The 17,511-nt window shown below is 63.9% G+C and carries 25 protein-coding genes; 10 read left to right on the forward strand and 15 right to left on the reverse strand.

Features of this window, described 5'->3' with window-relative positions:
- Positions 1-19 precede the first annotated feature (19 nt).
- Both ACE3OV_RS10645 and ACE3OV_RS10650 read right to left on the reverse strand, forming a co-directional pair.
- Positions 20-1,402 carry a S41 family peptidase gene (locus ACE3OV_RS10645; protein WP_374327051.1) on the reverse strand — a complete coding sequence of 461 codons (1,383 nt, stop codon included), beginning with the start codon at positions 1,400-1,402 and terminating at the stop codon, positions 20-22.
- Positions 1,399-2,700, reverse strand: coding sequence for a murein hydrolase activator EnvC (locus ACE3OV_RS10650; RefSeq protein WP_374327053.1), 1,302 nt, complete (start codon positions 2,698-2,700; stop codon positions 1,399-1,401). Before ACE3OV_RS10650 ends, ACE3OV_RS10645 begins: the two co-directional genes overlap by 4 nt.
- A 79-nt stretch (positions 2,701-2,779) precedes the next feature.
- Here ACE3OV_RS10650 and ACE3OV_RS10655 point away from each other — a divergent pair, with 79 nt between their 5' ends.
- The 6 genes from ACE3OV_RS10655 to ACE3OV_RS10680 are packed head-to-tail and all read left to right on the forward strand — an operon-like array spanning position 2,780 to position 5,702.
- Positions 2,780-3,097 (forward strand): ArsR/SmtB family transcription factor, encoded by a 318-nt coding sequence (locus ACE3OV_RS10655; protein ID WP_374327054.1) that lies wholly within the window; start codon positions 2,780-2,782, stop codon positions 3,095-3,097.
- Between the two features lie 3 nt (positions 3,098-3,100).
- Entirely contained in the window at positions 3,101-3,526 is a 426-nt protein-coding gene (locus tag ACE3OV_RS10660; RefSeq protein WP_374327056.1) for a rhodanese-like domain-containing protein, read from the forward strand.
- Positions 3,523-3,789: a glutaredoxin 3 gene (gene grxC / locus ACE3OV_RS10665; protein WP_374327057.1), complete on the forward strand. Its 267-nt coding sequence runs from the start codon at positions 3,523-3,525 to the stop codon at positions 3,787-3,789. Before ACE3OV_RS10660 ends, grxC begins: the two co-directional genes overlap by 4 nt.
- A gap of 26 nt (positions 3,790-3,815) precedes the next feature.
- Positions 3,816-4,271, forward strand: a complete 456-nt coding sequence (secB, locus tag ACE3OV_RS10670; RefSeq protein ID WP_374327059.1) for a protein-export chaperone SecB — start codon at positions 3,816-3,818, stop codon at positions 4,269-4,271.
- A gap of 7 nt (positions 4,272-4,278) precedes the next feature.
- On the forward strand, positions 4,279-4,716 hold the full coding sequence (locus tag ACE3OV_RS10675) for an SH3 domain-containing protein (protein ID WP_374327061.1): 438 nt from the start codon (positions 4,279-4,281) through the stop codon (positions 4,714-4,716).
- Positions 4,713-5,702 carry an NAD(P)H-dependent glycerol-3-phosphate dehydrogenase gene (locus ACE3OV_RS10680; protein WP_374327063.1) on the forward strand — a complete coding sequence of 330 codons (990 nt, stop codon included), beginning with the start codon at positions 4,713-4,715 and terminating at the stop codon, positions 5,700-5,702. Before ACE3OV_RS10675 ends, ACE3OV_RS10680 begins: the two co-directional genes overlap by 4 nt.
- Before the next feature lie 9 nt (positions 5,703-5,711).
- Here the strand turns inward: ACE3OV_RS10680 and trmL are convergent, their stop codons facing one another.
- Together trmL and ACE3OV_RS10690 are read right to left on the reverse strand one after the other, a co-directional pair.
- Positions 5,712-6,176: a tRNA (uridine(34)/cytosine(34)/5-carboxymethylaminomethyluridine(34)-2'-O)-methyltransferase TrmL gene (gene trmL, locus ACE3OV_RS10685; protein ID WP_374327064.1), complete on the reverse strand. Its 465-nt coding sequence runs from the start codon at positions 6,174-6,176 to the stop codon at positions 5,712-5,714.
- 43 nt (positions 6,177-6,219) lie between these two features.
- Positions 6,220-7,017, reverse strand: a complete 798-nt coding sequence (locus tag ACE3OV_RS10690; protein WP_374327065.1) for a ComF family protein — start codon at positions 7,015-7,017, stop codon at positions 6,220-6,222.
- On the opposite strand from ACE3OV_RS10690, the gene bioB reads away from it, so the two are divergent.
- A complete protein-coding gene (gene bioB / locus ACE3OV_RS10695) occupies positions 7,016-7,999 on the forward strand; it encodes a biotin synthase BioB (protein ID WP_374327066.1) in 984 nt (327 codons plus the stop codon). The two genes, ACE3OV_RS10690 and bioB, sit on opposite strands and share 2 nt — an antisense overlap.
- Positions 7,996-8,883: a methyltransferase domain-containing protein gene (locus ACE3OV_RS10700; RefSeq protein ID WP_374327067.1), complete on the forward strand. Its 888-nt coding sequence runs from the start codon at positions 7,996-7,998 to the stop codon at positions 8,881-8,883. Before bioB ends, ACE3OV_RS10700 begins: the two co-directional genes overlap by 4 nt.
- Positions 8,884-8,887: 4 nt before the next feature.
- Here the strand turns inward: ACE3OV_RS10700 and ACE3OV_RS10705 are convergent, their stop codons facing one another.
- The 4 genes from ACE3OV_RS10705 to ACE3OV_RS10720 all read right to left on the reverse strand — a co-directional run bounded on the left by ACE3OV_RS10705 (position 8,888) and on the right by ACE3OV_RS10720 (position 11,616).
- Positions 8,888-9,550 (reverse strand): sulfite oxidase heme-binding subunit YedZ, encoded by a 663-nt coding sequence (locus ACE3OV_RS10705; RefSeq protein WP_374327069.1) that lies wholly within the window; start codon positions 9,548-9,550, stop codon positions 8,888-8,890.
- Between the two features lie 14 nt (positions 9,551-9,564).
- Positions 9,565-10,413 (reverse strand): HDOD domain-containing protein, encoded by an 849-nt coding sequence (locus ACE3OV_RS10710; RefSeq protein WP_374327071.1) that lies wholly within the window; start codon positions 10,411-10,413, stop codon positions 9,565-9,567.
- 3 nt (positions 10,414-10,416) lie between these two features.
- Positions 10,417-10,848: a CBS domain-containing protein gene (locus ACE3OV_RS10715; RefSeq protein WP_374327072.1), complete on the reverse strand. Its 432-nt coding sequence runs from the start codon at positions 10,846-10,848 to the stop codon at positions 10,417-10,419.
- 132 nt (positions 10,849-10,980) lie between these two features.
- Positions 10,981-11,616, reverse strand: coding sequence for a cytochrome c (locus tag ACE3OV_RS10720; protein ID WP_374327073.1), 636 nt, complete (start codon positions 11,614-11,616; stop codon positions 10,981-10,983).
- Positions 11,617-11,724: 108 nt separating this feature from the next.
- Between ACE3OV_RS10720 and yihA the strand changes: the two genes are divergently transcribed.
- Entirely contained in the window at positions 11,725-12,423 is a 699-nt protein-coding gene (yihA, locus tag ACE3OV_RS10725) for a ribosome biogenesis GTP-binding protein YihA/YsxC (protein ID WP_374327075.1), read from the forward strand.
- A 101-nt stretch (positions 12,424-12,524) separates the two neighbouring features.
- A complete protein-coding gene (gene hemB / locus ACE3OV_RS10730; RefSeq protein WP_374327076.1) occupies positions 12,525-13,520 on the forward strand; it encodes a porphobilinogen synthase in 996 nt (331 codons plus the stop codon).
- A gap of 52 nt (positions 13,521-13,572) precedes the next feature.
- Here the strand turns inward: hemB and slmA are convergent, their stop codons facing one another.
- The 7 genes from slmA to ACE3OV_RS10765 form a co-directional block, all read right to left on the reverse strand.
- On the reverse strand, positions 13,573-14,175 hold the full coding sequence (gene slmA / locus ACE3OV_RS10735) for a nucleoid occlusion factor SlmA (protein ID WP_374327077.1): 603 nt from the start codon (positions 14,173-14,175) through the stop codon (positions 13,573-13,575).
- Between the two features lie 36 nt (positions 14,176-14,211).
- Positions 14,212-14,853, reverse strand: a complete 642-nt coding sequence (locus tag ACE3OV_RS10740; protein ID WP_374327079.1) for a pyrimidine 5'-nucleotidase — start codon at positions 14,851-14,853, stop codon at positions 14,212-14,214.
- 3 nt (positions 14,854-14,856) lie between these two features.
- Positions 14,857-15,744 (reverse strand): acetylglutamate kinase, encoded by an 888-nt coding sequence (gene argB, locus ACE3OV_RS10745; protein ID WP_374327080.1) that lies wholly within the window; start codon positions 15,742-15,744, stop codon positions 14,857-14,859.
- An 83-nt stretch (positions 15,745-15,827) separates the two neighbouring features.
- Positions 15,828-16,244, reverse strand: coding sequence for an Hsp20/alpha crystallin family protein (locus tag ACE3OV_RS10750; RefSeq protein WP_374327081.1), 417 nt, complete (start codon positions 16,242-16,244; stop codon positions 15,828-15,830).
- A gap of 76 nt (positions 16,245-16,320) precedes the next feature.
- Positions 16,321-16,770 carry a dihydroneopterin triphosphate diphosphatase gene (nudB, locus tag ACE3OV_RS10755; RefSeq protein WP_374327082.1) on the reverse strand — a complete coding sequence of 150 codons (450 nt, stop codon included), beginning with the start codon at positions 16,768-16,770 and terminating at the stop codon, positions 16,321-16,323.
- Positions 16,767-17,150 carry a barstar family protein gene (locus ACE3OV_RS10760; RefSeq protein WP_374327083.1) on the reverse strand — a complete coding sequence of 128 codons (384 nt, stop codon included), beginning with the start codon at positions 17,148-17,150 and terminating at the stop codon, positions 16,767-16,769. Before ACE3OV_RS10760 ends, nudB begins: the two co-directional genes overlap by 4 nt.
- A 3-nt stretch (positions 17,151-17,153) precedes the next feature.
- Positions 17,154-17,510 carry a ribonuclease domain-containing protein gene (locus ACE3OV_RS10765; RefSeq protein WP_374327084.1) on the reverse strand — a complete coding sequence of 119 codons (357 nt, stop codon included), beginning with the start codon at positions 17,508-17,510 and terminating at the stop codon, positions 17,154-17,156.
- Position 17,511 lies beyond the last annotated feature (1 nt).

Raw genomic sequence — 17,511 nt, forward strand, 5'->3', positions numbered from 1 at the left:
CCCTCCGCTGCTTGGCTGCTTACTGCTTGCCTTGCATGAACTGTACGCCCTTCAAGATGTTCAGCGCCTGCTGGAACTGGTAGTCGCTCTTGCTGGCGTATTCCAGACGGGCCGGCATCGCCTCGTCGTCGTGTTCTTCCTTGGCGGCGGGCTTGTTCGGCTGGGGTTTGGCTTCTTCCTTCTTCGCGGCTTCCTGCTTGTCTTCGAGATGGCGTTCGAGGTCGGCTTCGCGCAGGCGGGCCGGGCCGTTGCCGTTCGGGGTTTCCTCGACGACGATGTCGGGGGTGATCCCCTTGGCCTGGATCGAGCGGCCGCTGGGCGTGTAGTAGCGGGCCGTGGTCAGCTTGATTGCCGTGTTGCCGGGCAGCGGCAGCACCGACTGCACCGAACCCTTGCCGAAGGACTGGGTGCCGACGATGGCGGCGCGCTTGTGATCCTGCAGCGCGCCGGCGACGATTTCCGAGGCCGAGGCCGAGCCGCCATTGACCAGCACCACCATCGGCACCTTCTTGACGCCGAGCGGCAGGGCGCGTAGCGGGTCTTCCGCGGTGCCGCGCAGGTAGTCGCGCGGCCGGGCGAGATATTCCTGCTTGGCGTCCTCGGTGCGGCCGTCGGTCGATACGACCTTGACCTCAGGCGGCAGGAAGGCGGCGGAGACGCCGATGGCGCCATTGAGCAGGCCGCCCGGATCGTTGCGCAGGTCGAGGACGAGGCCCTTGAGTTCGCCTTCCTTGTACAGCTTGCCAAGGTGTTTGGCGAGGTCGGCGACCGTCGTTTCCTGGAACTGGGTGATGCGGACCCAGGCGTAGCCCGGTTCGATGACCTTGGACTTGACGCTTTGCACCTTGATCACTTCGCGCACCAGGGTGATTTCCAGCGGCTTGGCCTCGCCCTTGCGCAGGATGCTGAGGCGGATCGAGGTCTTCGGTTTGCCGCGCATCTTCTTGACCGCGTCGGCCAGGCTGAGGCCCTTGACTGGGGTGTCGTCGAGCTTGAAAACCAGATCGCCGGCCTTGACCCCGGCGCGGTAGGCCGGCGTGTCCTCGATCGGCGAAACGACCTTGACCAGGCCGTCTTCCATGCCGACTTCGATGCCGAGACCGCCGAACTCGCCCTGGGTGCCGACCTGCAGGTCCTTGAACGAATCGGCGTCAAGGTAGGCGGAGTGGGGGTCGAGGTTGCCGAGCATGCCGGCGATCGCATTGGCGATCATCTTCTTGTCTTCGACCGGTTCGACATAACCTTGCTTGATCGCGCTGTATACCTCGGCGAAAGTGCGCAGATCCTCGATCGGTAGTCCGACCTTGGCATCCTTCTCGGCGAAGGCGGGTAACTGCAGGGTGATCAGTGCGCCGGCAACGAAGCCGCCGACAGCGAGGCTTAAAGTCTTGATTTTGCTCATTTCAGGCTGGCCCAGGACAAGGGGTCGATCGGATTACCTTTATGACGGATTTCGAAGTATAAACCGGATTCCGGATTGCCCCCGGTGTTGCCAACGGTGGCGATGGTTTCGCCGCCATCGACGGACTGGCCGACCTGCTTGAGCAGCGAGTCGTTGTTGCCATAGATCGACAGGTAGGCGTCGCCATGGTCGACGATCAGCAGGTTGCCGAAACCGCGCATCCACTCCGAAAACACCACCCGGCCGGCGGCGATCGCCTTGACCGGGCTGCCGTTGTCGCCCCGGATGAAGAGACCGCGCCATTGGCCGCCGCCTTCGCGCGCTTTGCCGAAGCGGCCGATCACCGCGCCGCGCACCGGCAGGCGCAGCTTGCCGCGCAACTTGGCGAAGCGGCCATCGTTGGGTACCGGGTCGTAGCGGTTTTCCTTGCCCGGCGCTTCGCGCGGCGGCGTCGGTTCGCGGTTGGTGCCGGTGCTTGGCGGCGGCGGGGGCGGTTTGCGGCGGGCTTCTTCCGCAGCCTTGGCCGCCTGCTGTGCAATGATGCGCGACAGGCGGTCAATCAGCCGGGTCATGCGTTTTTCATCGCGCTGCAGCGAGCCGATCTCGCGCCGTTGCGCGCGGATCTTGCTCGACAGTTCGGCATGTAGGGCCTGGCGCTCGCGGCGCTGCTGTTCGAGTTCGCTGTGGTGACGGCGCTGTTCGTTCTCGACCTCGGCCAGTTCTGCGGTGCGTTCCCGGGTGTCCTCGGCGAGCGCCTTCTTCTGCCGGATGGTGGCCTGGATTTCGCCCATCAGTTCGGCCTTGGCGCCGGCGATGGCGGACAGGTAATAAAGGTCGCGCGCCAGCTGGCTCGGGTTGTCGCCGTTGAGCAATAACTGCAGCGAATCGGGCGAGCCTTTCAGGTATTGACGGTAGAGCAGGTTTTCCAGTTGCTGTTGCTGCTGGGAGAGCGTGCCACCCAGTTCGCGGGACTGGGTCTCCAGGTTTTCCAGGCGCTGCTGGAGGTGCTCGCGCTGTCCGCCGAGTTCGTGCAGCTTGCGTTGCAGGCGGGAAATCTGCCGCTCCGATTCGCGTAGCCGGTCGGCGGCATCGGCACGCGAATCCTCGCTGCTCGACAGTTCCTTGCGCAGATCCTCGATGCGGCTGCGCAGCTCCTCAAGATCGGCGCGCTTGGCGGCGACTTCCGGCGCGCTGGCCTTTTTCTGGGCGTTGGCAGGGGGGATGGCAACGAACGCCAGCAACAGCGCGAGCAAGCAGGAGGAAAGAGCGGAGCGCAGGCCGGCGCGGGCGAAAAACATGAGGAAATCGTGATTGGGTTCTAGGTTTGGCAAGGCTTATTCTATAATCAACCGTTCAACCCAACTGAGGTTTTCTATCTTGGACCTTATTTCCTCCAGCCTGATCGACAAGCAGGAGCATATCGAAACGGCAGCGAAAGCCCTGAAGGCTATCGCCCATCCCCTGCGCCTGAAGATCCTGTGTGTCGTCGGCGATCAGGAGGCCTGCGTGCAGGATATCGTCGACGCGGTCGGTACCTCGCAGAGCAATATTTCCCAGCATCTCGCCATCCTGCGCGAGAAGGGTGTCCTGCTGACGCGCAAGGATGCCAACCGGGTGTTCTACCGTGTCGGCGATCAGCGCACCCTGCAGCTGGTCGGCATGATGCGTGAAGTTTTTTGTGGTGTGGAGAATTAAGTAATGCCGATGGATTTCATCAACCAGAACATCCTGCTCATCGGGATTGTCGTTGTTTCCGGTCTCGGGCTGCTCTGGCCGCTGATCTTCCGGCCGCTCGGTGCTGCCGTCAATCCGGGGGAGGCGACGCTGATGATCAATCGCCAGGATGCCAAGGTGATCGACGTCCGGCAGGCGAGCGAATTTGCCGCCGGCCACATTCCCGATGCGATCAACATCCCCGAAGGGCAGTTGCGCGAGCGTCTGCACGAACTGGAAAAATTCAAGGAACTGCCGCTGATCCTCTGCTGCGCCTCCGGCTTGCGTTCGAACCGGGCCTGCAAGGACTTGAAGGCAAACGGTTTCGAAAAACTGTACAACCTCAGCGGCGGGGTCGATGCCTGGGTCGCTGCGACTTATCCGCTGCACAAAGGAGGGCGCAAGAAATGACCCAGTCCGTCGTGATGTACACAACCGCCATCTGTCCTTACTGCATCCGTGCCAAGCGGCTGCTGGCGGAACGCGGCGTCGCCGAAATCGAGGAAGTCCGGGTTGACCTCGACCCCGAGCGGCGCGACGAAATGATGCAGAAGACCGGCCGGCGCACCGTGCCGCAGATCTTCATCGGCAGCACCCATGTCGGCGGCTGCGATGACCTCTACGCCCTCGACGCGGCTGGCGGTCTGTTGCCCCTGCTGGCGGCGGACGCCTGAACTGATCAACTACCAGAAAGAGAAACATGGAACAGAACGAACAGCCGGTTTTCGGCATCGAGAAGCTTTACGTCAGGGACCTTTCGCTTGAAGTGCCGAATGCCCCGGAAGTCTTCCTCGAACAGGAGGCGCCGCAGGTTTCCGTACAGCTCAATTCGACCGGCCGCGGCGTCGGCGAAGGGGTGTTCGAGGTTGTGCTGACGGTGACGGTGACGGCAACCCTCGGCGAAAAGACGATGTTCCTGGTCGAAGTGGCGCAGGCCGGGGTTTTCCGCATCTTGAACGTGCCCGAAGAACAGCTTGAGCCGTTGATCGCCATCGCCTGCCCGAACGTCCTCTTCCCCTATGCCCGCGAAACGGTTTCCGATGCGGTGACCCGCGCCGGCTTCCAGGCCATCCTGCTGCAGCCGGTCAATTTCGAGGCAATGTACGTGCAGCGTCTGCAGGAAATGCAGGCAGCGGCTGAAACCCCGCTCCAGTAAGCCGCTCATGCGCCGCCTGCTGACTGCCCTGTGCTGCCTCGCCACGGCCCTGCCGGCGCTGGCGCTGGATTTTCGTTCGGTCGTCGTGCCGGCGGCGGTGCTTTACGATGCGCCTTCCAACAAGGCGAAGAAACTCTACCTGATCCGCGCCCAGACGCCGGTCGAGGTGGTGGTCCGCCTCGAGGGCTGGGCCAAGGTGCGCGACGCCGAGGGCGGGCTGGCCTGGATCGAGGCCAGTCAACTGACCGAGCGGCGGACCGTCATCGTCACCGCGGCAGGTGCCGAGCTTCGGGAAGCGGCGGCGGACAATGCGCCGCTCAGCGCCAGTTTGGCCAAATGGGTGGTGCTTGACTACGTCGGTACTCCGGCGCCCGGCTGGGTCGCGGTCAGGCATCGCGACGGACTGAGCGGCGTGGTCCGCGCGACGCAGGTCTGGGGGCTATGAGGATTTCCCTGCTCGGGGGCGGTGCCTGGGGCACCGCGCTGGCGATTGCTTTTGCCGAGGCGCATGCGGTGACCTTGTGGACGCGCGAAAGCGATGTCGCTGCCGATCTCGTTTCCGGCCGTGAAAACCGCCGTTTCCTGCCGGGCTATCGACTGCCGGCGCAGGTTGCGGTAGCGACCGATTTTGCCGCAGCTGTCGCTGATGCCGAGTTGCTGATCGTCGCCACGCCGATCGCCGGCCTGCGGCCGACGGCGGAGAAGCTGCGCGAACTGGGCTGTACGGTGCCCTTGCTCTGGGTATGCAAGGGCTTTGAAGCCGGCAGCGGTAAACTGCCGCACCAGGTGGTGGCCGACGTGATGGGGGCCGATGCGCGTTGTGGCGCCCTGTCCGGGCCGAGTTTTGCCGAGGAAGTCGCCGCCGGACAGCCGACCGCGATCGCGCTGGCTTCCCGCGATGCCGCTTTGGCGCGCGAGACGGCGCGCCAGTTGCACGGCGGCAGTCTGCGCATCTACGCCAACGACGATCTGGTCGGTGTCGAGGTCGGTGGCGCGGTCAAGAATGTGCTGGCGATTGCCACCGGGGTCTGCGATGGCCTTGGCCTCGGTCTCAATTCGCGGGCCGCGCTGATGACCCGTGGTCTTGCCGAAATCGCCCGTCTCGGCGTCGCGCTGGGCGCCCAGCGCGAGACCTTCATGGGGCTGGCCGGGATGGGCGACCTGATCCTGACCTGCACCGGCGATCTTTCGCGCAACCGCCGGGTTGGCCTCGGGCTGGCGCAGGGCAAGTCGCTGGCCGAGGTGCTCGACGAACTCGGCCATGTTGCCGAAGGGGTCTATACGGCGCGGGAAACGGCGTGCCTGGCAGCCCGGCTCGGCGTCGATATGCCGATCAGTGCGGCGGTGGCCGCCGTTCTCGACGGCCGGATGACGGCGCGGGACGCGGTCGGCCAACTGATGGCGCGTGATCCCAAGGAAGAGATCGCCTGAGCCGTCGGCTTACACGGCGTCGCTGAAACCGCATTGCCGCCACGCCTCGAAGATGGTGACGGCGGCGGCGTTGGACAGGTTGAGGCTGCGTTGTCCGGCGCGCATGGGCAGGCGCAGGCGCCGCTCTTCCGGGAAGCTGTCGCGGATCGCCGGCGGCAGGCCGGCGGTTTCACTGCCGAAGACGAAGACGTCGTCTGCCTGCATATTTACCGAGTAGAGGTTGCGGCTGCCGCGGGTGGTCATTGCGAACATCCGGCGCGGCGCCAGCGCGGCCAGGCAGCTCGGCCAGTCCGGGTGACGAACGAGTCTGGCGTATTCGTGGTAATCGAGGCCGGCCCGGCGCAGATGCTTGTCGCTCAGATCGAAGCCGAGCGGTTCGACAAGATGCAGTTCGGCGCCGGTATTGGCGCACATGCGGATGATGTTGCCGGTATTGGGCGGGATTTCCGGATGGACGAGGACGACGGCAAACACGGGACGGTCGGTGAGCGGCAAAGGCGCCGATTAAATCACGAATTCAGCCGTTGAGGGTGCGGGCGACGACCGCAACATGGACTTCGCGCGCCCCGTGCTGGATCAAGCTGCGGGCGGCTTCATCGGCGGTGGCGCCGCTGGTCAGCACGTCGTCGACCAGAAGAATGCGCTGGCCACTGCAGTCCGCATGGCAGGCGAAGGCGCCGCGTACATTGCGTTGCCTGGCCTTGCGGTCGAGGCCGGCCTGCGCAGCGGTGGCGCGCTGGCGCTGCAGCAGTTCGCGGGCAAACGGCAGTTGCAGTTGCCCGGCGATGGTACGGGCGATTTCCGCTGACTGGTTGAAACCACGCTCGCGCAGGCGTTGTGGGTGTAGCGGCAGGGGAACGACGGCGGTGAAATCGTGGTTTGCGAGCACGCTGGCGAGTCGCTGACCGAACCAGTCGGCGAGGGCCAGCTGGTGGCCGTACTTCAGCGCGTGGATCAGGCGGTCGACCGGAAAATCGTAGCGATACAGCGCGCTGACGCCGGAAAAGGCCGGCGGTTTCTGCAGACAGGCGCCGCAGTGCTCGCCGTGGGTCGTCGCTTCGCCGCAGCGCGGGCAGCGCTGCGCCGGCAAGGGCGGCAGGTCGCCGACGCAGGCGGGGCAGAGCAGCTCCTTGCCGCTGTCGGCAGCGCAGAGCAGGCAGCTGCCGGGTAGCGCGAGGTGGTGACGGAGAAGGCTGGCGAAACGGCGGTGGACGGCGTGGGGTAAAATGCCGGCAAGGCTTGACCGCTTCGGTAATCCATAATTACCATTCGCCTTCCCCCTTGATTTTTCGACGATTTTCTTAAGGTATGCCATGCCAGCCAGTGCCACCGCCGTGACTCCTTCCTGTTCCCAGACCGCAGCGCTTCCCCGCTGGACCCTCGAGGAGGTGCTGGCGCTCTACGAGTTGCCGCTGCTGGATTTGCTGTTCCGCGCGCAGACGGTGCATCGCGAGAATTTCGATGCCAATGCCATTCAACGCTCGACCCTGCTTTCCGTCAAGACCGGCGGTTGTTCCGAGGATTGCAGCTATTGCTCGCAATCGGCCCGTTACGACACCGATCTCGAACGCGAGCGCCTGATGCCGCTCGGTGAAGTGGTGGCGGCTGCGCAGGCGGCCAAGGCCAAGGGCGCCTCGCGCTTCTGCATGGGCGCTGCCTGGCGCGGTCCGAAGGACAACGATCTCGACCAGGTGCTGGCGATGGTGCGCGAGGTCAAGGCACTCGGCATGCAGACCTGCGTCACGCTGGGCATGCTCAAGGAAGGCCAGGCCGAGAAACTGAAGGCGGCCGGGCTCGACTACTACAACCACAACCTCGATACCGACAAGGATTTCTACGGCCAGGTGATCCGCACGCATACCCACGACGATCGTCTAGACACGCTCGATCAGGTGCGCGACGCGGGCATCAATGTCTGCTCCGGCGGCATCATCGGCATGGGTGAGTCGCGCAAGAACCGCGCCGCACTGATCGTCCAGCTGGCCAACCTGCCGAGCCCGCCGGAATCGGTGCCGATCAACAACCTGGTGCCGATTCCCGGCACGCCGCTGGCCGAACAGCCACGCCTCGACCCCTTCGAGTTCGTGCGCACCGTCGCCGCCGCCCGCATCACCATGCCGGCTTCCTGGGTCCGCCTGTCGGCGGGGCGTCAGGAAATGAGCGACGAATTGCAGGCGCTCTGTTTCATGGCCGGTGCCAATTCGATGTTCTACGGCGACGCGCTGCTGACCACCGGCAATCCCGATGTCGACCGCGACGACGCCCTGTTTGCCCGCCTCGGCCTGCGTGCGGTGTGAGCCAGGCTGACGCAGTCGCCTTCGTCGACCGTCCGGCGGTCGCGCGCCGTTTCGCGCGCGCGGCTGTGGATTATGCGCAGCACGATTTCCTGGCCCGGGAGATCGACCGACGCATGCTCGAGCGTCTCGACTATGTCCGTCTGCAGCCGCAGCGCATCCTCGATCTGGGATGCAGCCGTGGCGGCAGTTTTCCCGGCTTGCTCGAACGCTATCCGCAGGCCCGCCTGCTTGGCGTCGATATCGCCCGGCCGATGCTGACGGCGGCACGCCCGGCCAGGTCCGGCTGGCGGCGCTGGCTCGGGCTTGATGGCGCTGCGCCCGACTGCCTGCAGGCGGCGGCGGAGTCGCTGCCGCTGGCCGGGGCCTCGGTGTCGCTGGTGTGGTCGAATCTGCTCCTGCACTGGCTCGATCACCCCTTGCCGGCGCTGGCAGAAGCCCATCGCGTGCTCGAGGTCGGCGGCCTGCTGATGTTCTCGACGCTGGGGCCGGATACGCTGCGGGAGCTACGGTCGGCTTTCGCCGATGGCTATGCCCATACGCAGCGCTTCACCGATATGCACGATCTCGGCGACATGCTGGTGGAAAGCGGTTACGCCGATCCGGTGATGGATATGGAAGTGCTGACCCTGACCTACGATGACATCGATGCCTTGTTCGCGGAACTGCGCGGCGCCGGTTCGGCTTGCGCGATGCACGCCAGGCGCCACGGCCTGACCGGCAAGGGGCGCCTGCAGGCAGTGCGCGAGGCCTATGAACGGATGCGTAGCGCTGGCCGCCTGCCGGCCAGTTTCGAGGTTATTTACGGCCACGCCTGGAAGGCGGCGCCAAAGAAGACTGCCGACGGTCGCGCGATCATCCGTTTCGAACGCGGCGGCCGTCCCTGAGTCGCTAATCCGGGCGTTTGCGGTAGAACTTCACCGCCTGCACCCGCTGGTCGGGGACTGGCGCTGCCTTGCGCCGCCGCTCCTGGATCCGCCACCACAGCAGCAGCCCGAGGAAGACCGCGTAGCTCAGTGCCGCCGGGAGCTCTTCCGGCTTGCTCTGCCATAGCAGGTGTACGCAGCCCAGAATGGCGATCAGGTAGATGTTGCGGTGCAGTTCCTGCCATTTGCGCCCGCCCAGGCGGCGGATGGCCGTTGCGTTCGAGGTGGCGGCCAGCGGAAGCATCAGCACCAGGGCGGCGAAGCCGACAGCGATGAAGGGGTGCTTGAGCACGTCACGGGCGATCGCGGTGAGGTCGAAGTCATGGTCGTAGCCGATGAAGCCGTACAGGTGCAGCAGACCGTAGGCAAAGGCGAACAGACCGAGCATGCGGCGCAGGCGCAGCAGCCAGTGCTGTCCGGTCAGGGCGCGGGCCGGTGAGATGCACAGCGTGAGTAGCAGGAAGTTCAGCGTCCAGCTGCCGGTAAAGGCCTGCAGTGCTTCGCCTGGCTCCGGGCCCAGCGCATTGTTTTGCAGTTGCCAGCCAAGCCAGGCGGCGGGCAGCAGGCCGCCGATGAAAATGAGCGTCTTTATGGCCTGGACGGGAATCCGGATGGGGGTCGGGGGCATGGTTGGCAAGAGTGTTAGGGGCGTATGCCGAGGGCCGAGCGCAACTCGTGGATGTCGTCTTCCGCTTCCTGAACGAGATCCTGGTAGCGGGCGCGGTCGGCTTCGCGCAACTCCTGGCTGTCGGCGTCGCCGTTTTCTCCCATCCACTCCCGATCCCCGCCGGCCAGCAGGTTGGCGAAATAGAGGACGTCGCGCACGCTGCAAGGGGTTTCGATATTGCACAGGCGGTCGTGGTCGCTGATTGCCTCGATGATTCGTTCCGGGATGCCCAGCGCATGCAGCAGGCTTTCGCCGATGCCTTCATGCCAGCCGCAGAGCAGTTCCATCATCGCTTCCGGGTTGCTGCGGTAATCGGGATATTCCGCTGCCCGATAGAGCAGGTAGAAGACGCCGATGTCGTGTACCAGGCCGGCCATCATCGCGTCTTCCGGATTGATGCGGCCGATTCGCCTTGCCAGTACCCGGGCGATTGCTGCGACGGTCAGCGAATGGGTCCAGGCGTGATGGGCGATTGATTCGTACTGGGCCAGGTTGCGCGACTTCAGCATCTGGTCCATGGCCACCGCCAGCGAGATCGTGCGGACCGAATCGAAACCGATACGGCCGATGGCTGTACCGAGGTCGCTGATGGTCTTGCCGCTGGGGTTGTAGGCGACGGAGTTGGCCAGGCGCAGCAACTTGCTGGAAATCAGCGGTTCAACGCTGACCACCCGGACCACCCGGTCGATGTTGGCGAACGGGTCCTTCAGCGTGTTGCGCACGAGCAGTGCGGCATCCATGCAGGTCGGAAAGTTGATGTCGCCGGAAAGCTCGTGGGCGATGTCTTCGAGAATGCGGAAGTGCAGGCTGTCGTGCGCGCTCATGGCTTAACTGGCGATGTAACGCTCGAGTTCCTCGATCAGGAATTGTTGGGAGCTGATGATTTCCTTGACCATGTCACCGATCGACAGGATGCCGAGCACCTGCATCTCGTCGTCGAGCACGGGCAGGTGGCGGAAGCGTTTTTCCGTCATCAGCGTCATGCATTCTTCCAGAGTGCTTTCCGGGCCGACGTAGGCGACGCGAGAACTCATCATTTCCCGCACCGGGATTTCCTTGGGCGAGAGATTGTTCCTGATCTGCTTGCGCGCAAAGTCGCGCTCGGAAAAGATGCCGACCAGGCGCCCGTCCTCGAGAACCAGCAGGGCGCCGACATTGTGTTCGGCCATCACGCAAAGGGCATGGAAAACGCTGTCGTCAGGGGCGACAGCGGCCAGGACCTGGGGTTTGCCAGCCAGCAATTGCTTGAGCGTCTTCATGGTCAGTCTCCGCCTTGTTGTTTGTGGTGCGGACAGTCTAATCCCAGCGGCAATGTGCGACAAGAAAGCAACCGGCGTCGCGCAAAAACAAAGGGCAGCCCACAGGCTGCCCCGATTTCGTGCGTTACCGGATCAACGCAGGCCGGCGGCGTAGTCGGCGACAGCCTTGATTTCAGCGTCGGAAAGCTTGGCAGCGATCGTGCGCATCATGCTTTCCGGATCGTTGGCGCGGGTTCCGGCGCGGAAGGCAACCAGTTGGGCTTCGGTGTAAGCAGCAAACTGGCCGGCCAGGCGCGGGTACTGGGCGGGCATGCCGCTGCCGGCCGGGCCGTGGCAGCCGGCGCAAGCGGGAACGCCCTTGCGATGGTCGCCCTGGCGCCAGATTTTCTTGCCCAGCGCGAGGCTGGCTTCATTCTTGGCCGATTCCGGCTTCAGCTTCTGGCTGGCGAACCAGGCGGCGACGTTCTTCATGTCTTCGTCGGAGAGCGCGGCAGCCATGCCGGCCATGATCGCGTTATCCCGTGCGGCGGGCGCGTCGCCGGTGGCCTTGAAGTTGCTCAGCTGCTTGTAGATGTAAGGTTCGATCTGTCCGGCCAAGTGCGGATTCTCGGGACTCATGCTGTTGCCGTCGACGCCGTGGCAGGCGACGCAGATGGTTTCGGCGACGACCTTGCCCTTGGCGGGGTCGGCCTTGACCTTGACTGGCTCGGATGCGTGGGTGACAAAACTGGTGGCAAACAGGATTGCCATTGCCGCGGAACGGATCATTTTCGAACTCCTAATGCGCAGAAGAAGGCGCTTTGGCCGGAACGGAAGTTACAAACCTGTTATTCTATATTAGTTTCCCTTCAACTAGGCGGGTCTTCCGCGTTTTTTATGCCCATCTTCCAGAACGCGGTGTTTCACACAACCGTCGCAAATTTGCGTGATCTGCCAGCGGATGCCAGCTGCGAAGTGGCCTTCGCTGGGCGCTCGAATGCCGGCAAGTCGTCGGCGATCAATACCCTGGCCGGGCGGGTCCGCCTGGCTTTCGTCAGCAAGACGCCGGGGCGAACCCAGCATCTGAATTACTTCACGCTGGCGCCGGGCAAGTACTTCGTCGATTTGCCCGGCTATGGTTTCGCCAAGGCTCCGGAGGAGATCAGGGCGCAGTGGGAGGGCCTGATCGGTCCTTATCTCAGCCGGCGTGGCCCGCTGGTCGGGCTGGTGGTGATCATGGATAGCCGGCGGCCGTTCACCGATCTGGATCGCAACCTGATCGAGTGGTTCAAACCGACCGGCCGGCCAATCCATCTCCTGCTGTCGAAGGCCGACAAATTGTCGCGCCAGGAGCAGACCAAGGTGCTGCGTGCGGTAAAGGCGGAAATTGCCAACTGGGGTGGCGGTGCCTACACGGCCCAGCTCTTTTCCAGCCTGAAGAAAACCGGGGTTGAAGAGGCAGAAGCCGTTCTCGCGGGCTGGCTGGGCATCGTCTCCGCGAAAAAGGCGGCCCCGGAAAACAAAGAGCCTCCGGACCAGGGGAGTCCGGAGGCCAAATTGCCTCAACAGCGTCAAGGCACCCGCTCAGGGAGGTGAAGCGGGAGACGGCGCGAGCCATCGTGCCACTATGACCGGTACGAGAAGTCAAAGGTTCCGTTCCGGTATAAAATTTTTGAATCTTTTTTCAGGGACCAGAGATGGCAGGAAACTTTCCCGGAACCCGGATGCGCCGGATGCGGCGCGATGATTTCTCGCGTCGCCTGATGCGCGAATCGGTGCTGACCCCGGACGACTTCATTTACCCGGTCTTCGTTCTCGAAGGCGCTGGCCGTACCGAGAAGGTGGCTTCGATGCCCGGCGTCGAGCGGCAATCGCTCGATGTCCTGTTGCGCACCGCCGAGCGCACGGTCAAGCTGGGTATTCCGGCGCTGGCGTTGTTCCCGGTGATCGATGCGCCGCTGAAAACGCTCGGCGCGGAGGAAGCCTACAACCCGGAAGGCCTGGTGCCGCGCACGGTGCGCGCGCTCAAGCGCGAGTTTCCCGAGTTGGGCGTGATCACCGACGTCGCCCTTGATCCCTACACCAGCCATGGTCAGGACGGCCTGATCGATGATACCGGCTATGTGCTTAACGACGAGACGCTCGACGTTCTGGTTCGCCAGGCGTTGTGCCATGCCGAAGCCGGAGCCGACGTGGTGGCGCCGTCGGACATGATGGATGGACGCATCGGCCGCATCCGCGAAACGCTCGAGCGCAACGGCCAGATTTACACGCGCATCCTGGCCTATTCCGCCAAGTACGCCTCCGCCTTCTACGGGCCTTTCCGCGATGCGGTCGGTTCGGCCGGTAACCTCGGCAAGGGCAACAAGTACACCTACCAGATGGACCCGGCCAACGGTGACGAGGCGCTGCGCGAAGTCGCGCTCGATATCGAGGAAGGTGCCGACATGGTCATGGTCAAGCCGGGCATGCCGTATCTGGATATTGTGCGCCGGGTCAAGGACGAGTTCGGCGTGCCGACCTACGCCTACCAGGTCAGCGGCGAGTACGCGATGCTCAAGGCGGCCGCGCAGAACGGCTGGCTCGACGAGCGGGCGGTGGTGCTGGAGAGTCTGCTCGCCTTCAAGCGCGCCGGTGCCGACGGCATCCTGACCTATTTCGCGCTCGACGCGGCAGAATACCTGAAGGGCTGATTCTGGTTAATCGGGAAGCAAAAAAGGGCGGCCGGGAGGCCGCCCTTGGCGTTTACGCGTCGCCAGCCTGCGACAGGCAGGCGTAGTAGAGCATCGGCCACTGTTGCGGCCATTGCGCCAGCGGCTCGCGGCTGAAGCCGGAGCGGGCGTATTGTTCCCAGCGGCCGACCACGTGGCAACGCAGCAGGTTGGCCAGCGCCCCGAAGTCGGCGTCGGCCTTGAACTTCTCCTGCGTGGCGGCGATGCGCAGGGCCTGTTTGAGCGCCGCCTCGACCTTGTCGAGCAACGCGTTGATGCGCAGTTGCAGTCGTTCGTTTTCATTGACCAGGGCGTCGCCGATCAGCACCCGGGTCATGCCGCGGTTCTTCTGGGCGAAACTGAGCAGCAGGCCAAGGATCATCTCGATCTGGCGGAACCCGCGTTGTTCTTCACCGGTGATCTGGTTGATGACACCGAACAGGCTCTGCTCGATGAATTCGATCAGCCCCTCGAACATCTGCGCCTTGCTGGCGAAGTGGCGGTAGAGCGCGGCTTCTGAGCACTCCAGCTTGCCGGCCAGGGCGGCGGTGGTGATCTTTTCCCCCTTGGGGGTTTCCAGCATTTCAGCCAGGGTTTGCAGGATCTGCAGGCGGCGTTCGCCCGGTTTGGTCGCCATCGGTGTCGTCCCTCGAAGAATATTTTTGTGCCCGGATTATAGACGAGCGCAGCGTTGCGGCAATTGCAGTACCGAGGAAACCTGGACGTCAACGTAGGGCGAACGGCGAGAGCCAGCGCTCACCCACACGGTCTTCATGCCGAGCTTGCGGGCGGTGACGAGATTGGCCAGGCTGTCTTCGACCATGATGCAGCGGCGCGGGTCGAGGCGTTCGGCGTGAAGCAGCGTGCGGAAGCCTTGCGGCATTGGCTTGGGCCGGAATTTCAGGCTTTCGACGGTGTACACCGCGGCGAAGTGGCGATCCAGCCCGGTCAGTTCGAGGACCGCCTCGGCGTAGGCGCGCGGTGCGTTGGAGAACAGGATCTTGCGTCCGGGCAGGCGCTTGAGCGTGTGCAGCAGCGGCTTCTCGAAGACCAGCATGCGGGCGAGATCGGGAAACTGGTGTGTTTCGTGCAGGAAATGATGCGGGTTGATCGCGTGGTGGCGGATCAGTCCGAGCAGGGTCGCGCCATAGCGTTGCCAGTAGTCCTGGCGCAGGCGGTTGGCGGCGTTTTCATCGAGGCCGAGGTGGCGCTCGATGTATTCGCGCATCGCCCGGTTGATGTGCGGGAAGATGTGCGGGGAGGCGTTGTGCAGCGTGTTGTCGAGGTCGAACAACCAGACGCGTTCCCCGCGCATGCTTCAGTGCGACTTGATCATTGTACCGACGCCGTGGTCGGTCAGGATTTCGAGCAGCAGCGCGTGTTCGACGCGACCGTCGATGATATGCACGCCCTTGACGCCGTTGCGGGCAGCATCGAGCGCCGAGCCGATCTTCGGCAGCATGCCGCCGGATAGCGTGCCGTCGGCGACCATCTCGTCGATTTCCTTGGGCGTGATGCCGGTGATCAGGTTGCCGGCCTTGTCGAGCACGCCCGGGGTATTGGTCAGCAGGACGAGCTTCTCGGCCTTGAGCACCTCGGCGATCTTGCCGGCAACGACATCGGCGTTGATGTTGTAGGTTTCGCCGTCCTCGCCGACGCCGATCGGGGCGATCACCGGAATGAAGGCACCCTTGTCGAGGTGGTCGATCAGCGACGGGTCGATCTTGGTGATTTCGCCGACCTGGCCGACGTCGATCAGGTCGCCCGGGTGGTCCTTGTTTTCGAGCATCAGCTTTTTGGCGCGGATGCAGTTGCCGTCCTTGCCGGTCAGGCCGACAGCCTTGCCGCCGTGCTGGTTGATCAGGTTGACGATGTCCTTGTTGACCTGGCCGCCTAGTACCATTTCGACGACTTCCATGGTTTCGGCGTCGGTGACGCGCATGCCCTGGATGAACTCGCCTTTCTTGCCGACGCGGGTGAGCAGGTTTTCGATCTGCGGGCCGCCGCCGTGCACGACGACGATGTTGAAGCCGATCAGTTCGAGCAGCACGACGTCGCGGGCGAAGCAGCTCTTCAGGTGCTCGTCGGTCATCGCGTTGCCACCGTATTTGACGACGATGGTCTTGCCGTGGAAACGCTTGATGTAGGGCAGGGCTTCGGCCAGAACGGCGGCCTTGGTGCCGGGGGCGAGGTTTTTGGTGGGCATGAAAGGCTCCTGATGGACTCGCCGCGGATTGTACAAAGAAAGCGGCCGGCTTGGGGGCCGGCCGGCGAGCGGGGTAAGGTGGCTTACTCGATGCTCAGGCGCTTGCTCGGGCTGGCGATGCGCTTGGGCAGGGTCAGTTCAAGCACGCCATCAGCGAAGCGGGCGACCGAGCGGGTGTCGTCGAGATCCTGCTGCAATTGGAAGGAGCGCGAGACCTTGCCGAAATAGCGCTCCGAGCGAAGTGTGCGCTCGCCTTCCTTGACTTCCTTTTCCTGACGAACTTCGGCGCTGATCGAGACCTGGTTGCCGTCGACGACGACATGGATGTCATCCTTCTTCACGCCAGGCAGTTCGGCGTGGACGAGGTAGGCGTCGCCTTGTTCCCTGACGTCCATCTTGATCGAGGGGGCTTGCTGGGGCTGTCCGTTGAAATCAACGGGGCGGACGAAGAAGCCGCGGAACAGATCGTCAAAGGGGTCGACACGGGTGATGTTGGCCATCTTGGTTCTCCTTTCCGGTGGGTTTTGAAGTAAGGGGATTTCATGCAAAACCAATATAGGTTTGCTGCCCCGATTTTCAAGTCCACTCGTGCGTGCTGTCGAGCAAGCGGATCGCGTCCCGGTTGCTCCACGAGAAGCAGCGCTCGGCGGCCTCGTCGCGTGCCAGCCAGAGCCAGGCCCGATGCTCCTCTGGGGCGATGCGCACGGCGACGCGCTCGGGTAGGCAGAGACCGAAAACCTGTTCGGTATTGCAACTGACTTCCGGAGCGTAGCGGTGGCGCCAGGCCGCATGGATCGAATAGTGGTTTTCGATGCGCCAGTCGGTCAGACGGTAGCGGCGGCTGTCGATGCCGGTTTCCTCGAGAACTTCGCGGTGGGCGGTGATTGCCGGTGGCTCGTTGCCTTCCCGACTGCCGGTCACCGACTGCCAGAAACCAGGATGGCGGGCGCGCTCGAGCAGCAGGACTTCGCCGGCCTCGGTGTGGATGACCACCAGTACCGAATGCGGCTGCTTGTAGCCAGTCATGCCGCCGGCCATGGGGGCAGGGTTTCCGGTCCGTCTTCAAGGATGACGGCAAGCGGCGCGCCCTCTTCGCTGCGCGCCTGGCAGGCGGCGTCGAGTACAGCGAGCAGTAGCGCGTAGTCGGCCGGTGATTGCTGCGAAAAACGGGTCAACCCGCTCAGCCGGATGAGAGTGGCAGTGCCGTCGCGCCAGTCAGGATCGGCGAGGCAGTCGGCCAGGGCGTCGAAATTACCCCCGTACCAGTCGGGAAAGTCCAGGGCGATGCCGAGTCGATCCAGCAGTTGCCTGGCCTCACGGCAGGTGTCGAGGTCGACATCGAGGTCGGCGTCAACGGGGTGATCGGCATGCTGGCGATAGACGCCACTGGGGGCGAAATCATTCATCGGCTATTCCCGGATGCGCCGGAAGGAGCGGTAGTGATCTTCCGTGTAGTAATACTCGGCGGCCTTGCCGGCGACGATGCGGCGTGGGCCGCGATCCCTGCGGCCTGGCGTCTTCACCGTGTATTCGCGGTAATAGCCGCGCGGCTGCTGCGGCAGCAGCTTCTCGAAGTTGTTGAAGACGATGCCGTCGCGCTGGTACGGGAAGGGACCGCCCTGCTTGATCAGCATCAGCGTTTCGCGAGCTTCGGGCGGCAGCCGGGCGACATCGATCGTCTGCCGGTCGCTGCTGCCGTTCCAGAAGGCAAAAGCGCTTCCGATCGCCAGCAGCAGGACGATCAGGAAGCGCATTAGCTGGCGCATG

The organism is Azonexus sp. (assembly GCF_041909095.1).
GTDB lineage: Bacteria > Pseudomonadota > Gammaproteobacteria > Burkholderiales > Rhodocyclaceae > Azonexus.

Coding starts and splice junctions, on each gene's coding strand:
- ACE3OV_RS10645 (WP_374327051.1), bottom strand. CDS start 1,402: ATGAGCAAAATCAAGACTTTAAGCCTCGCTGTCGGCGGCTTCGTTGCC.
- ACE3OV_RS10650 (WP_374327053.1), bottom strand. CDS start 2,700: ATGTTTTTCGCCCGCGCCGGCCTGCGCTCCGCTCTTTCCTCCTGCTTG.
- ACE3OV_RS10660 (WP_374327056.1), top strand. CDS start 3,101: ATGCCGATGGATTTCATCAACCAGAACATCCTGCTCATCGGGATTGTC.
- grxC (WP_374327057.1), top strand. CDS start 3,523: ATGACCCAGTCCGTCGTGATGTACACAACCGCCATCTGTCCTTACTGC.
- secB (WP_374327059.1), top strand. CDS start 3,816: ATGGAACAGAACGAACAGCCGGTTTTCGGCATCGAGAAGCTTTACGTC.
- ACE3OV_RS10675 (WP_374327061.1), top strand. CDS start 4,279: ATGCGCCGCCTGCTGACTGCCCTGTGCTGCCTCGCCACGGCCCTGCCG.
- ACE3OV_RS10680 (WP_374327063.1), top strand. CDS start 4,713: ATGAGGATTTCCCTGCTCGGGGGCGGTGCCTGGGGCACCGCGCTGGCG.
- bioB (WP_374327066.1), top strand. CDS start 7,016: ATGCCAGCCAGTGCCACCGCCGTGACTCCTTCCTGTTCCCAGACCGCA.
- ACE3OV_RS10690 (WP_374327065.1), bottom strand. CDS start 7,017: ATGGCATACCTTAAGAAAATCGTCGAAAAATCAAGGGGGAAGGCGAAT.
- ACE3OV_RS10705 (WP_374327069.1), bottom strand. CDS start 9,550: ATGCCCCCGACCCCCATCCGGATTCCCGTCCAGGCCATAAAGACGCTC.
- ACE3OV_RS10710 (WP_374327071.1), bottom strand. CDS start 10,413: ATGAGCGCGCACGACAGCCTGCACTTCCGCATTCTCGAAGACATCGCC.
- ACE3OV_RS10715 (WP_374327072.1), bottom strand. CDS start 10,848: ATGAAGACGCTCAAGCAATTGCTGGCTGGCAAACCCCAGGTCCTGGCC.
- ACE3OV_RS10720 (WP_374327073.1), bottom strand. CDS start 11,616: ATGATCCGTTCCGCGGCAATGGCAATCCTGTTTGCCACCAGTTTTGTC.
- yihA (WP_374327075.1), top strand. CDS start 11,725: ATGCCCATCTTCCAGAACGCGGTGTTTCACACAACCGTCGCAAATTTG.
- hemB (WP_374327076.1), top strand. CDS start 12,525: ATGGCAGGAAACTTTCCCGGAACCCGGATGCGCCGGATGCGGCGCGAT.
- slmA (WP_374327077.1), bottom strand. CDS start 14,175: ATGGCGACCAAACCGGGCGAACGCCGCCTGCAGATCCTGCAAACCCTG.
- ACE3OV_RS10740 (WP_374327079.1), bottom strand. CDS start 14,853: ATGCGCGGGGAACGCGTCTGGTTGTTCGACCTCGACAACACGCTGCAC.
- argB (WP_374327080.1), bottom strand. CDS start 15,744: ATGCCCACCAAAAACCTCGCCCCCGGCACCAAGGCCGCCGTTCTGGCC.
- ACE3OV_RS10750 (WP_374327081.1), bottom strand. CDS start 16,244: ATGGCCAACATCACCCGTGTCGACCCCTTTGACGATCTGTTCCGCGGC.
- nudB (WP_374327082.1), bottom strand. CDS start 16,770: ATGACTGGCTACAAGCAGCCGCATTCGGTACTGGTGGTCATCCACACC.
- ACE3OV_RS10760 (WP_374327083.1), bottom strand. CDS start 17,150: ATGAATGATTTCGCCCCCAGTGGCGTCTATCGCCAGCATGCCGATCAC.
- ACE3OV_RS10765 (WP_374327084.1), bottom strand. CDS start 17,510: ATGCGCCAGCTAATGCGCTTCCTGATCGTCCTGCTGCTGGCGATCGGA.